Genomic DNA, 12,589 nt, shown 5'->3' on the forward strand with positions numbered 1-12,589 from the left:
TGGGCTTCAAACGCTGGGCGGCGGCTCCACCGGCGCCTGGCGTGCCCGTTGGCGTTTGACCCGTTGGGTAATCACGCCGTAGCGTGGCCCTGCCAGAAAGGCGAGCATCAGGAATACGCCGGTCATGACGGCCATCATGCCGCCAATGGAGACGTTGAGATACACGGCGAGGTAGTAGCCAGAAATACTCGAGGCGATAGAAATTAGCGCACCGATGATAAACATCATCCACAGCCGGTCGGTCAGCAAATAGGCGGCGGAGGCGGGAACAATGGCAAAGGCGATAAACAGCACCGCGCCTACCGCATCAAAGGCCGCCACCGCGGTGGAGCTTGTTAGCATCAGCAGCACATAGAAAAGAATCGAGGGCATAAAGCCGAACGTTTTGGCCAGCGCCGGATCGAAGGTGGCCAGCTTCAGCTCCTTATAAAAGAGTCCGATAAATAAGTAGTTGAGCACCGTCATTACGCTCATCGATACCAGCGCCTGGGGGATGGGCAGGCCGAAGATGTCGAGTGTATCCAGCCAGACAAAACCGATCTCACCGAGCAGCACGGTATGCGTGTCGATATGCACATCATTGGCATAAATATTCAACAGCAGCACGCCGATAGAGAACAGCGCCGGGAAGACCAGGCCGATAGCGGTATCCTGCTTGACCCGTTTGGTGCTTGCTAAGGCTTCGGTGAGCAGGACGGTTAACAGCCCGGTGAGGGCGGCCCCGATCAGTTGTACCGGCCCGCTCTGTTGCTTGGTCAGCAGCCAGACGATGACAATGCCAAACACAATCGAATGGCTGATTGCGTCGGATAACATGCTGTTGCCGCGCAGCACTAAAAAGGTGCCCACCGCCGAGGAGGCGATGCCTACCATCGCGCCCACTAGCATAATGGGCAGGGCAGTGGTGGTCAGTAGCTCTGCCATCATGATGCTAACTCCTCAAAGGCCGCGACCACTCTTCTAGCCTCCGCCTGGCCCTGTGCCGTTAGCCCCCAGCCGCCGTCGCTTGGGGTGGCACCGCGTGGAGAGCGGGTTAGGTAGCCTTGCTGCTTAAGCTTGTTGAGCATCCTGCGTGAACCGAGTGTTGAAGGGGCGCATGAGGGGTCACCCGAGTGTTTATATAGCGTATAAAGTAGCTGCTGTTTCTGCAGCGCTGACTTCTGGCGATAGTGCTTTATCACACCCCACAGCAGCCCACGGCCGGGCGCCAATGCCAACGATATAAGCACAATGACGGTTGCGGTAAGGACAATCAGCGGGCCGGTTGCCAGGCCGCGCGATAGGGTGCTGATGGTCGCTCCTGACACGCCACTGACAATACCGACGCCTGCGGCGATGGTGAGCATGCCGCCTAGGTGGCGGCTCCACTGTCGCGCGGCGGCCGCGGGTGCCACGATCATGGCGGCCATCAAAATCACACCGACCATCTGCAGGCCGACGACGACCGCTAGCGCAACCATAGCGGTGAGCGATGCTTCAATCACAGTGATAGGCATGCCGAGCGTGCGGGCGTACTCCGCATCAAAGGTGACCAGCTTGGCCTGTTTCCAGAAGACGGCAAGCAGCAGCAGCGTGACCAGCGTAATGCTGCCCATCACCCATAAATCGGAGCGCAGCGTCGCGGCGGCCTGGCCGAAAAGAAAGGCCTCAAGACCGCCCTGGGAGGCGTTATTGGTACTCTGGATATAGGTGAGCAGAACGATACCCACGGCAAAAAAGATACTCAGGCAGGCGCCCAGGGCTGCGTCCGTTTTCAGGCGGCTTAAGCGCGTTAGCATCAGCATAATCAGCGCGGCGGCGGAGCCGGTGATCAGTGAACCAATAATAATCCCGCCAATATCCCGGCTGCCGGTGATGATAAAGCTTAAACAGATGCCGGGAAGGGCGGCGTGGGAAATCGCGTCTCCCAGCAGGCTTTGGCGACGCAGCACCGCAAAACAGCCCAGCGGGCCGCTGATCAGCCCCAGCAGCGAGGCGCCAATGACGACATTCTGAAAGGTGTAGTCAGATAAAAGCTCAAGCCACACCATGGGTTACTTCACCTTTGAGGCGGCAAACATTAACGATTCATTGTCGTTAAGTAGCGCGATTTGACCGCCGTAAGCCTGGCGCAGGTGATCGATCTTGAACACCTCCTCGGCCTTGCCGCTGGCGATGACTCGCACGTTGAGTAGCAGTAGCCAGTCAAAGTAGGTGCGAACCGTTTGCAGATCGTGGTGTACCACAATCAGCGTCTTACCCGCGTCGCGCAGGCGGCGCAGGATATCGATAATGGCCCGCTCGGTGGTGGCATCGACGCCAGCCATGGGTTCATCAAGAAAATACACATCGGCTTGCTGCACCAGCGCACGGGCCAAAAATACGCGCTGCTGCTGGCCACCTGAGAGCTGGCTAATCTGGCGCTCAGCCAAGGCACTCATACCGACCATTTCAAGTGCTTCCTGCGCCTCGTGGCGCTCTTTTCGCCCCGGTCTTTTGAGCCAACCTAAACGCCCGTAAAGCCCCATGGTGACCACATCCAGTGCAGTGGTGGGAAAATCCCAGTCAACGCTTGAGCGCTGGGGCACGTAGCCCACCCGTTTACGCTGCGTGGCGTAAGGTCGCCCATGCACCATCACCTCGCCTGACAGCGACGGCACCAGCCCCAGTAGGCTTTTGATCAACGTGCTCTTGCCCGCCCCGTTAGGGCCGACAATGCCCGCCATGACACCGGCGGGGATATCCAGATCGATATCCCAAAGCACGGGCTGGTTATGGTAGCTCACCGTCAGGTTTTTAATACTCAGTGCGGTGTCTGTAAGGTCGGATGTCGCCATGGATCACTGCCTTATCGAATGCTTATTGAGCGAGTTGCCACTCGCTGGCCCAGTCATCCAGTGCCTTTGGCAGCGGGGCCAAGGAACCGCCTAGCGCCTCGACAATGTGCTGGGTGTTACGGTAGATCATGCCCATATAGGTACCATCTACCGTGCCTTCATCGCCCATGGCGTCGGAATAAAGCTGGCCGCCGATGGTCACATCATGGCCGCGCTGCCTTGCAGCATCGATCACTGCCTGAATGGTGCGTGGATTGATGGTGCTCTCGACAAATATGGCGGGCACGTTACGGGCAACAACGCTATCCGCCATGCTGCGAATATCGGCGATCCCAGTTTCGGTTTCGGTACTAATGCCCTGAATCCCTTCCACCTCAATGTCATAGGCACGGCCAAAGTAGCTGAACGCGTCGTGGGCGGTGACGAGAATACGCTGCTCTTCGGGGATGCTGGCAATGCTCTCTTTAACCCACTCATGCAAGGCTAGCAACTGAGCCTGATAACGCTCGGTATTGGTTTCAATCGTCGTGGCGCACTCAGGGCGTGCTTCGCTCAATGCATCGCTCAGGGTGGGCAGTGTTTGGGCCCATAAAGAGACAACCATCCACAGGTGAGGGTCGACCCCGTAGACATCCTGAGCGGTGATCAACGACGCCGGGTCAATGGAAGCGGGTGCCACGGCAAGCGTGGGTGTTCGTGCCGAGAAATTCTCCAGCACACTCCCCAGCTGTCCTTCCAATGAGTAGCCTGAATAGAGAATGTGTTCGGCGCCCCGCAGCAAGGCCACGTCGCTAGCGCTTGCCTGATACAGATGGGGGTCTACGCCGGGGCCCATCATGGCTTCCACATTAACGCATTCGCCGCCTACTTCTTGCGCTACATCGGCAATCATCCCAATCGTTGCCACCACGTTTAAGGGCGTTTCATCGGCAGTTGCCAACGCACTAAAAGGCAGCGCTCCCAATAGAATCACGGCATATTTTGTTGCCATTATTTAGCTCCAGACTCGTCATGAGGTAGATGGGTTGAAGTTGCTTTGTGTAAACTGGTTGTCCTAGGGAAAGAAGTATAGCCTTGGCTAAGTTTGTGACGCTATTGATGAAATGTCAAGCGGATAAAAGACGCTGAGGTGGGCTGAAAAAGGCATTTGAGTATTGCGGGAATAAACGTAAGACGGGCTACTAACGCGCCTTTGAAGTCTGCTAAGAACGGTTTAAGTTATCCACACCCGGTTCAAAGTCTTGGATCGGGCTGGAAGGGCAGTGCCTCGGCCGTCGCGATGATTTGATCGAATAAGGGGTGCGCCGTATTGAGCATGTAGTTGAGCTCTCTCGGCACGACCACGCTCGGCACTGCCAGTGCCAGACTTTGGTTGGATGCCAGCCAGCCATCGCCAAGTTCAGCAGTCTCTGCGGGCGCTGGGGCTTCCTGCCAGTTTTCCGGTAGATCTTCTTCGCCAACGCTTAGAATGGTGTCTGCTGGCAGCGTTAGGCGCAGCAGCGCATACGCATTGAGCAGCCGATAGCTTTCCAGATTCACCATAGTTTCCAGTAGCGCCAGCGACTCGGAGCTTGCCACATACACACAGGCATTCCCCGGGCTGTTCCAGCGCCCACCGTAAAGCCGTGCGCCCTCGCCATCAAACGCTGTTTCCTGAAACTTACGCTTAACCAGCCGATAGGCGGTGACCTCGTTCATACCGAGACCCCGTGCTCCAGCCGCCCGATGAGGTTCAACACCGTTTGATACTCCGCCGATGTGGCGCTCATTTCGACAGGGCGACGACCGCCTAGCCCGGCATTGGGTTTGAGCAGCCAGGCGCGGGCGCCCTCCGCGTCCCCCTCGAATAGATCCAGTGTCGCCTTGAAAAGCTCAGCAAAGCGATACAGCCGGTCACTCTCCTCCATTTTGAAGCGGCCCGATTTGGCGCGACGGCTGAGCGTGGCAGAGGGAATATCCACATAGCGCGCCAGGGCCTTCTGCTCGATACCTGATACCTTGGCAAGTTGGGGATAGACACGATATTCCACGCCTGCATGTAGCAGCTCATGCAGCTTACGGCCGCGAGCAGGCAGACCAACTTGCTGCCAGAATCCGGGCGCCAAAGCTTTGGGAGGCTGATATTGAGTGAAATGGATATCCATGGTGTTTTCCATTTGATAGTTTTATGATCTATCAAATGATATACAGGGTGATGGTGCATTCGTCAAGGGCAAGAGTAGTAGCGCCCTTGTATGGTGCTTTTTAGTTCTATTTAGCACTTTTTTGGTGCGTTTTTGATTTATGTAGCTAACAAAACGCAGTATTAGTCCGATGAATGGCCCTGTCCTCTGCTTTTCACCATTTTGGCGCATTAATTGCACTAGTTAGCTAATGGCTTACTGACAGGAAGCGATAGCTAATTATGATGCTATGCGATATCGCAAAATCTCCCCTTGCCTCCGGCCACCGCTTTGACCACGGCCGCCACTGGGCGGCATCGCTAGATCTGCGGTTTGCCCAGCGCGATGGCGTTACCCGCATGGTGCAGGCGCGCCACCAGGGGCCGCTGCGGGTGCAGCGGTCGTTCTACCCGGAAGGGCGCGGTGAGGCGTGCCATGTGTACGTGCTGCACCCACCGGGCGGTTTGGTCAGCGGCGATGCGCTCACTATTAACGCGCATGTCGAGCGCGGTGCCCATGCGCTCCTCACAACGCCTGCCGCCAATAAACTCTATAAAGCCGACAGCCAGGGCGTGGCGTGGGCTCAGCACACCCGGTTAAGCGTTGAAGATGGCGCCACTCTGGAATGGCTGCCACAGGAAACCATCGCCTTCGATGGCTCGAAAGGCGAGCAGCGCACCCATATCGAGCTGCACGGCAGTGCCCGCTGCCTGGGCTGGGAAGTGATGGCGCTGGGCCGCCCGGCCAGCGACTTACCCTACATTTCAGGCCGCATTGAGCAGCACTTCCGCTTAACCCTGGACGGCAAGCCGCTGTGGTTAGAGCGCCAACCGTTAGACCCACTTCACCCACGCTTTGTTGGGCGCTGGGGGCAGGGCGGTGCCACGGTGCAGGCCACGCTCTGGGCGGTTGGGATTAGCGACGCGCCTGCGACCATCGAAGCCTTGCGTGAAGCGCTGCCGGATAACCCGCGCTGGGCGGTTACCGTCCGCCACGGTGTTCTGCTACTGCGCTATTTGGGCAACTCGCGCAACGAAGCCTGGGCATTATGCGAAAAGGCCTGGCAACTGCTGCGCCCCCGGTGGATAGACCGCGCCGCGCATACCCCACGAATTTGGCTAACCTAATAGGCATCACTGCGATGCACTGCTGGAGAAATGCCCCATGGAATTAACCCCGAGAGACAAAGACAAGCTGCTGCTGTTCTCCGCCGCCCAACTGGCGGAGCGCCGTAAGGCACGTGGCTTAAAGCTCAACTACCCGGAAGCGGTGGCGCTGATCAGCTTCGAGATTATGGAAGGCGCCCGGGATGGCCGCAGCGTGGCGGACTTGATGAGCTATGGTCGCGAGATCCTTAGCCGTGAGGATGTGATGGACGGCGTCGCCGAGATGGTCGACGAAGTGCAGGTGGAAGCCACTTTCCCCGACGGCACCAAGCTGGTCACTGTCCATACGCCTATTGTTTGAGGGGCGATTGAAAGGAGCAACCAAATGATTCCCGGTGAGTACAAGTTAAAAGAAGGTGAAATCGAGCTGTGCGCGGGGCGTGAGCGGATTAGTGTCGAGGTGGCCAATACCGGCGATCGGCCGATCCAGATTGGCTCCCACTACCACTTTGCCGAAGCCAATCCTGCGCTGGTGTTTGATCGCGACAAAACCCGAGGCTTTCGCCTGGATGTGGCCGCAGGCACGGCGATTCGCTTTGAGCCCGGCCAGACCCGCGAAGTCACGTTGATTCCATTTGTTGGCAAGCGCGAAATTTACGGCTTCCGCGGTGATGTGATGGGCGCGCTAGAGGGGGATAAACAATGAAGCCGACCAACAAGATCAGCCGACAAGCCTATGCCGATATGTACGGCCCCACGGTGGGCGACCGCGTTCGCCTGGGCGATACCGAGCTGTGGATCGAAGTCGAACAAGACGCCACCCATTACGGCGATGAAGTGAAGTTCGGCGGTGGCAAGGTCATTCGCGACGGCATGGGCCAAAGCCAGCGCGCCGACGACACGGTGATGGATACGGTGATTACCAACGCACTGATTCTCGATTGGTGGGGTATCGTTAAAGCCGACGTGGGCATTCAGAACGGTCGCATCGCCGTGATTGGCAAGGCGGGCAACCCAGACGTACAGCCCGATGTGGAGATCGTGATTGGCCCCGGCACCGAAATCATCTCCGGCGAAGGTAAGATCCTCACTGCCGGCGGCATCGACTCTCATATCCACTTTATTTGCCCCCAGCAGGTCGAAGAAGCGCTGATGAGCGGCGTGACCACCATGCTCGGCGGCGGCACCGGCCCAGCCACCGGCACCAACGCCACCACCTGCACGCCAGGCCCCTGGCATATCGGCAAAATGCTCCAGGCGGTGGACGATATGCCGATGAATATCGGCTTTCTGGGCAAGGGCAACGCCAGCCTGCCCGAATCCCTGGAGCTCCAGCTCAAAGCGGGCGCCATGGGTCTCAAGTTGCACGAAGACTGGGGCACCACGCCCGCCTCGAACAATAATTGCCTCAACGTAGCCGATGCCTACGATGTGCAGGTGGCGATCCATACCGACACGCTAAATGAATCAGGCTTTGTGGAAGACACCCTGGCCGCGTTCAAAGAGCGCTGCATTCACACCTACCACACCGAAGGTGCGGGCGGCGGCCACGCGCCGGATATCCTCACTGCCTGCTCGAAAGCCTACGTATTGCCGTCGTCCACCAATCCGACACGGCCTTACACGGTCAATACTATCGACGAACACCTCGATATGCTGATGGTGTGTCACCACCTCGACCCCAATATTCCCGAAGACGTGGCCTTCGCCGACTCGCGCATTCGCCGCGAAACCATCGCCGCAGAAGATATTCTGCATGACCTGGGCGTGATCTCGATGATCGCTTCAGACTCCCAAGCCATGGGGCGGGTAGGTGAAGTGGTCTGCCGTACTTGGCAAACCGCGCATAAAATGAAGGTGCAGCGCGGCCTGTTGCCGGAAGACGAAGCGATGGGTGCCGATAACTTTCGCGCTAAGCGCTATATCGCCAAGTACACCATTAACCCGGCAATCACCCACGGGATCGCTCATGAAGTGGGTTCGATAGAAGTTGGTAAGCTGGCGGATCTAGTGCTGTGGAAACCGGCCTTCTTCGGCGTAAAACCGGCGATGATGATCAAAGGTGGCATGATTGCGGCCGCGCCTATGGGCGACCCCAATGCTTCGATTCCCACGCCCCAGCCGGTGCACTACCGCTATATGTTTGGTGCTTTCGGCCGTGCGGCGAGCCAAACCCGGCTCAGCTTTGTCAGCCAGGCCGCGCTGGATGCGGGCATCAAAGAGAAACTGGGGCTAAATAGCGAACTGGCGGCGTGCAAAAACGTGCGCCAAGTGCGCAAAAAGGATATGAAGCTAAACGATGCCTGCCCAGAATTAACCGTCGACCCGCAAACCTACGAAGTGCGCTGCGATGGCGAAATTTTAACCTGCGAGCCCGCCACCGAACTGCCGCTGGCTCAGCGTTATCATTTATTTTGAATAGCGCACTATGACCGCCAGCAAGTGCAGTGCCGGGGGTAGGTCTACGTGAGGGCGCTGTAAATACATCCCTGTACGCTACTTTTGCCATCCATGGCAAAAGACCCTCACTACGACCTACCCCCGGCTCGGCTACTGGGTGCTTAACTGCAGGTTCTGAACAGGATGATACCAATGCTTAAACTCATAGAACGCTTAGGGCCGATAGAGGAAAGCGCAGCGAGCGATACGCTCACGCTACCCTTTGAGCTACGTATTCGCGGGCGCTTAAAAGCCCAAAGCGATAGCGGCCGCGAACTGGGTCTGTTTCTGGATCGCGGCCCGGTGCTGCGCAGCGGCGAAGGTCTAAAAGCCGAAAGCGGCGAAGTGGTGCGTGTCTGCGCAGCGGTAGAACCGGTGGTTACCGCGCGAGTGAGTGCTGGCTTACCGCTGGCACGGCTGGCCTACCATCTTGGCAATCGCCACGTACAGCTGGCGCTGGGTGAAGATGAAAAGGGCGGCTGGGTGCGCTTTCCGCCGGATCACGTGTTGGAAGAGCTCGCCGAGCTGTTAGGTGCCGAACTAGAGCACCACAACGCAACGTTCGACCCGGAGCCGGGTGCTTATAACCAAGTAGGTGGCGGACATTCACATGGTCATTCACACGACCACGATCATGACCACTCGCATGAGCACCACCATGCCCACTGAACTCACTACGCTAGAAAGCCAAAGTGATGAGCTAGCGCTGCTAGGGCTGATGCAGTTGGTGAGCCCAGCGTTGCCCATCGGCGCCTTTGCCTTTTCCCAAGGTCTGGAAAGCGCCTTTGAGCTGGACTGGGTGCGCGATGAAGCCAGCCTCGCCGAGTGGCTAAACGGTGTGCTGGAAGATGGCTTAACCCGCTGCGAACTGCCAGTGCTGGCGCGGTTGCATGATGCGTTTGGTCAGGCGTTTGGCCAGGCGGACATGGCAGAAGGTCGTAAATCAATTGCCGCGTGGGATGAGTGGCTGGCTGCTACCCGGGAAACCGCCGAGCTCGCCGCCGAAGATAGCAGGCTGGGCGCCTCGCTAAAACGCCTACTGGGCAGCTTGAACTTGTTGCCGAGAGAGCAGCAGTTGCAAAGTGAGGGATTGCTCCCACCCTTGCTTCCGCCCCAAGCAGGTTATGTAACGCTGTTTGCCTACACGGCCCACGTCCGTGGCGTGTCTGTTCGCCAAACGCTGCTGGGGTTTGCCTGGGCGTGGATGGAGAACCAACTGGCGGTGGCCTGTAAAGCCTTGCCACTTGGCCACACCGCTGCCCAGCGAGTAATTGAACAACTGCGCCCCGCGCTAGTTAATGCCGTTAATCAGGCGCTTACGCTGGATGATGAAGAGCTGGGCCCGGTGCTGCCCGGCCTGGCACTGGCTAGCGCCTTGCACGAAACCCAATATTCGCGCCTGTTTCGAAGTTAGATGACCTAGAAGTTAACGAGGAGAGAACAATGACTCACTGTTTACGCGTTGGTGTGGGTGGCCCGGTTGGTTCCGGCAAAACTGCACTGCTCAAGCAACTCTGTTTAGCGCTGCGTGATTACTACGATATCGCCGTAGTCACTAACGATATCTACACCCGCGAAGACGCCGACTTTTTGCTCAAGCACGATGCCCTACCGGCGGATCGTATTCTAGGGGTTGAGACCGGGGGGTGCCCGCATACCGCGATTCGTGAAGATGCCTCGATGAACCTGGCCGCCATCGATGAGCTGCAGGCGCGTCACCCGAAGCTGGAGCTGGTGATGGTCGAGTCGGGCGGTGACAACCTCTCGGCCACCTTCAGCCCCGAGCTTTCCGACCTGACGCTCTATGTGATCGACGTATCCGCAGGCGACAAGATTCCCCGCAAGGGCGGGCCGGGCATTACCAAGTCAGACCTGCTGATCATTAATAAAATCGATATCGCCGAGTATGTTCACGCTTCGCTAGAAGTGATGGAACGCGACTCGAAGAAAATGCGCGGCGAACGCCCCTTCGTGTTTACCAATCTTTATGACGGGGTAGGGCTTGAGGAGATCATCCGCTTTATTCTCGACAAAGGGATGCTGGATGAGCGGCGCCCGCAGGCTGATAAAGCGGCTGCCGTGAGTACAGGGGCAATTTAGTAAGTCCGCGATGCACAAAGGCCGCCAAATGTATGGCGGCCTTTGTGGTTTAGCGGCTTATTATTCCAATAGGTTCCACAGGCCAATGGTGAGTGCGGGGAACATGCACAGGAGCAGGACGATCACCATGGTCGCAGCGATGAAAGGTACCGCCGCACGGAACACGGCGGAAGGCGATACCTTGGCGATCTGCGATGTGATAAATACCAACAACCCCACGGGTGGGGATATCCCCCCTAGCTGTAAGGTAATAATCATCACGATCCCCAATTGCACCGGGTCGACGCCGGCATTGGTCATCATCGGTAAAAACAGGGGAGCGATGATCAGCATCGCAGGCGTCAGGTCGAGAAACATGCCGGCAACGGCAAGCACTACTAAAAGGATGATGAACAAGCCGAACTGACTGTCGGCCGCCGTGCCTGCCCAGCCGACTATTTCCTGGGGTACCTGCTCAGCAATCAATATCCATGCGAACGGTACCGAGGCCGCGATCAAAAAACCGACCAGCGCGGCGTCGGTGCCGCACTCAACGAAGGAGCGGTAAAACTGCTTCCAGTCGTACGCTTTGAATACCAGTTTGCCAAGCACGAACGTCCAGAGCAACGCCACAACGCCCGCTTCGGTGGCGGTAATAACCCCGAAGCGGATCCCGCCCAGTACTCCAACGGTGATCACCAACACCGGTAGTGCCCGCACGAAGGTATGCCAGATTGTGGCCATTGGCGCACGCGCGGTAGCTGTCTGGTACTGACGTCGCACGGAGATCCAATAAGCCACCAGCATCAACGCACCGGCGGCCATCAGTGCAGGCACGATACCGGCCATAAACAAACGGGCGATAGAAACGTTGGCGACCGAGGCGTAGACCAGCATAGCGATGGCTGGAGGTACCACGTTGGGCAGAATAGCTGATGAGGCGGTGACTGCGCAGGAGAACGCTGGCGAGTAGCCGCGTTTGACCATCTCAGGCACCAGGATTTTGGTGCTGCTGGCCGCATCGGCACTCGAAGAGCCTGAGATACCACCAACCATCAGGCTGTTGAGGATGTTGACGTGGGCCAAGCCGCCGCGCAGGTGGCCGACCAGGCTTGTGGCGAAATCAATTAAGCGAGTCGAAAGCCCACCCAGGTTAAGTAGGTAACCGGTAGATAGAAAGAAGGGAATCGCTAGCAGGATGAACTTAGTCGAGCCGGTGACCATGTTCTGAACCACCGCTGGCGCCGGTAGAATAAACGAGGCCGAACTGGCCAGAAATACCCCGAACATCAACGAAAAAGATACCGGTACCCCAACCCCGAGTGCCAGAAAGAAAACCACCAGCATGATCAGGCTTGGTGAGACGCCCTGTAAGGGCCCCAATAGGCCTTGATCCAGCCCTGCATAGATCAAGCCAGCGATGACAATCGCCGCCAAGTTGCGGATCAGAATACCTGTATTGTCAGCGTCGCGGGCGAGCAGGAAAACCAGCGCGATGACACCGGAAATGGGAATGACGGCGTACTTGATAGCCGTAGGCCATTGTAAGCTGGCGCTGGTGCCACCCACCATGTCGGCTAGTTGGTAGCCGCCGAACAGCATCATGATCAGTGTCAGCGAAAGGATAAGATTCTGGGTGAAGCCCAGTACACCGGTGAGCCAGGCTGGCAGATCCTTAGGCAGGAAGTCACCAGCAACATGGCGCTGTTGGCGTACCCCTAATGCCGCGCCGAGAAAGATTAACCAGGTAAAGCACCATATCGCGAACTCTTCGGTCCACGAAAAAGAGTCGTTGAAAACATAGCGAGAAACGACACCGGCGAGCACCGCCAGGGTCATGGCCAGCAAAATACCAAAGACGAGGAAACGCACCAGGCTTTCCAGCCCGGTGGCGGCGCGGCCGATGCCCAATGATGAGGTTGCAAGGGAAAAACGGTAGGCAGACATCCGATACGCTCCAGAAGGGCGGCGCCAGTGAAGACGCAAC

The 12,589-nt window shown here is 57.7% G+C and carries 14 protein-coding genes; 7 read left to right on the top strand and 7 right to left on the bottom strand.

Annotation, left to right across the window (positions count from 1 at the left end):
• Positions 1–6: 6 nt before the first annotated feature.
• From KO116_RS01775 to parS, 6 genes are all read right to left on the bottom strand, one after another.
• The gene (locus KO116_RS01775; RefSeq protein WP_035555213.1) at positions 7–927 is read right to left on the bottom strand and encodes a metal ABC transporter permease; all 921 of its coding nucleotides are present in this window, start codon (positions 925–927) and stop codon (positions 7–9) included.
• Positions 924–2,030 (bottom strand): metal ABC transporter permease, encoded by a 1,107-nt coding sequence (locus KO116_RS01780; RefSeq protein ID WP_035555216.1) that lies wholly within the window; start codon positions 2,028–2,030, stop codon positions 924–926. The genes KO116_RS01775 and KO116_RS01780 overlap by 4 nt, the downstream gene beginning before the upstream one ends.
• A 3-nt stretch (positions 2,031–2,033) precedes the next feature.
• On the bottom strand, positions 2,034–2,816 hold the full coding sequence (locus KO116_RS01785; protein ID WP_035555219.1) for a metal ABC transporter ATP-binding protein: 783 nt from the start codon (positions 2,814–2,816) through the stop codon (positions 2,034–2,036).
• A gap of 22 nt (positions 2,817–2,838) precedes the next feature.
• Positions 2,839–3,807: a metal ABC transporter solute-binding protein, Zn/Mn family gene (locus tag KO116_RS01790; protein ID WP_035555222.1), complete on the bottom strand. Its 969-nt coding sequence runs from the start codon at positions 3,805–3,807 to the stop codon at positions 2,839–2,841.
• Between the two features lie 242 nt (positions 3,808–4,049).
• On the bottom strand, positions 4,050–4,514 hold the full coding sequence (locus KO116_RS01795) for an RES family NAD+ phosphorylase (RefSeq protein ID WP_035555225.1): 465 nt from the start codon (positions 4,512–4,514) through the stop codon (positions 4,050–4,052).
• Complete coding sequence (gene parS, locus KO116_RS01800; protein ID WP_035555227.1) at positions 4,511–4,960, bottom strand: type II RES/Xre toxin-antitoxin system antitoxin; 450 nt, start codon at positions 4,958–4,960, stop codon at positions 4,511–4,513. The genes KO116_RS01795 and parS overlap by 4 nt, the downstream gene beginning before the upstream one ends.
• Positions 4,961–5,220: 260 nt before the next feature.
• On the opposite strand from parS, the gene KO116_RS01805 reads away from it, so the two are divergent.
• From KO116_RS01805 to ureG, 7 genes are all read left to right on the top strand, one after another.
• Positions 5,221–6,105 carry an urease accessory protein UreD gene (locus KO116_RS01805; RefSeq protein WP_035555229.1) on the top strand — a complete coding sequence of 295 codons (885 nt, stop codon included), beginning with the start codon at positions 5,221–5,223 and terminating at the stop codon, positions 6,103–6,105.
• 37 nt (positions 6,106–6,142) lie between these two features.
• On the top strand, positions 6,143–6,445 hold the full coding sequence (locus KO116_RS01810) for an urease subunit gamma (RefSeq protein WP_022521353.1): 303 nt from the start codon (positions 6,143–6,145) through the stop codon (positions 6,443–6,445).
• 24 nt (positions 6,446–6,469) lie between these two features.
• Complete coding sequence (locus KO116_RS01815; protein ID WP_035555232.1) at positions 6,470–6,790, top strand: urease subunit beta; 321 nt, start codon at positions 6,470–6,472, stop codon at positions 6,788–6,790.
• Positions 6,787–8,502, top strand: coding sequence for an urease subunit alpha (gene ureC / locus KO116_RS01820; protein WP_035555235.1), 1,716 nt, complete (start codon positions 6,787–6,789; stop codon positions 8,500–8,502). Before KO116_RS01815 ends, ureC begins: the two co-directional genes overlap by 4 nt.
• A gap of 174 nt (positions 8,503–8,676) precedes the next feature.
• The gene (ureE, locus tag KO116_RS01825) at positions 8,677–9,192 is read left to right on the top strand and encodes an urease accessory protein UreE (RefSeq protein WP_035555238.1); all 516 of its coding nucleotides are present in this window, start codon (positions 8,677–8,679) and stop codon (positions 9,190–9,192) included.
• On the top strand, positions 9,182–9,937 hold the full coding sequence (locus tag KO116_RS01830; protein WP_423841385.1) for an urease accessory protein UreF: 756 nt from the start codon (positions 9,182–9,184) through the stop codon (positions 9,935–9,937). Before ureE ends, KO116_RS01830 begins: the two co-directional genes overlap by 11 nt.
• A 29-nt stretch (positions 9,938–9,966) precedes the next feature.
• The gene (gene ureG / locus KO116_RS01835) at positions 9,967–10,623 is read left to right on the top strand and encodes an urease accessory protein UreG (RefSeq protein WP_035555244.1); all 657 of its coding nucleotides are present in this window, start codon (positions 9,967–9,969) and stop codon (positions 10,621–10,623) included.
• Between the two features lie 60 nt (positions 10,624–10,683).
• Here ureG and KO116_RS01840 read toward each other — a convergent pair whose 3' ends face one another.
• A complete protein-coding gene (locus KO116_RS01840; RefSeq protein ID WP_035555247.1) occupies positions 10,684–12,549 on the bottom strand; it encodes a TRAP transporter large permease in 1,866 nt (621 codons plus the stop codon).
• Positions 12,550–12,589: the final 40 nt, after the last annotated feature.

The organism is Halomonas sp. KO116, from assembly GCF_000734975.2.
Classification (GTDB): Bacteria; Pseudomonadota; Gammaproteobacteria; order Pseudomonadales; family Halomonadaceae; genus Vreelandella; species Vreelandella glaciei.

Excerpts from the sequence above, each read along its gene's own strand:
- KO116_RS01775 (WP_035555213.1), bottom strand. The coding sequence starts at position 927 with ATGATGGCAGAGCTACTGACCACCACTGCCCTGCCCATTATGCTAGTG.
- KO116_RS01780 (WP_035555216.1), bottom strand. The coding sequence starts at position 2,030 with ATGGTGTGGCTTGAGCTTTTATCTGACTACACCTTTCAGAATGTCGTC.
- KO116_RS01785 (WP_035555219.1), bottom strand. The coding sequence starts at position 2,816 with ATGGCGACATCCGACCTTACAGACACCGCACTGAGTATTAAAAACCTG.
- KO116_RS01790 (WP_035555222.1), bottom strand. The coding sequence starts at position 3,807 with ATGGCAACAAAATATGCCGTGATTCTATTGGGAGCGCTGCCTTTTAGT.
- KO116_RS01795 (WP_035555225.1), bottom strand. The coding sequence starts at position 4,514 with ATGAACGAGGTCACCGCCTATCGGCTGGTTAAGCGTAAGTTTCAGGAA.
- parS (WP_035555227.1), bottom strand. The coding sequence starts at position 4,960 with ATGGATATCCATTTCACTCAATATCAGCCTCCCAAAGCTTTGGCGCCC.
- KO116_RS01805 (WP_035555229.1), top strand. The coding sequence starts at position 5,221 with ATGATGCTATGCGATATCGCAAAATCTCCCCTTGCCTCCGGCCACCGC.
- KO116_RS01810 (WP_022521353.1), top strand. The coding sequence starts at position 6,143 with ATGGAATTAACCCCGAGAGACAAAGACAAGCTGCTGCTGTTCTCCGCC.
- KO116_RS01815 (WP_035555232.1), top strand. The coding sequence starts at position 6,470 with ATGATTCCCGGTGAGTACAAGTTAAAAGAAGGTGAAATCGAGCTGTGC.
- ureC (WP_035555235.1), top strand. The coding sequence starts at position 6,787 with ATGAAGCCGACCAACAAGATCAGCCGACAAGCCTATGCCGATATGTAC.
- ureE (WP_035555238.1), top strand. The coding sequence starts at position 8,677 with ATGCTTAAACTCATAGAACGCTTAGGGCCGATAGAGGAAAGCGCAGCG.
- KO116_RS01830 (WP_423841385.1), top strand. The coding sequence starts at position 9,182 with ATGCCCACTGAACTCACTACGCTAGAAAGCCAAAGTGATGAGCTAGCG.
- ureG (WP_035555244.1), top strand. The coding sequence starts at position 9,967 with ATGACTCACTGTTTACGCGTTGGTGTGGGTGGCCCGGTTGGTTCCGGC.
- KO116_RS01840 (WP_035555247.1), bottom strand. The coding sequence starts at position 12,549 with ATGTCTGCCTACCGTTTTTCCCTTGCAACCTCATCATTGGGCATCGGC.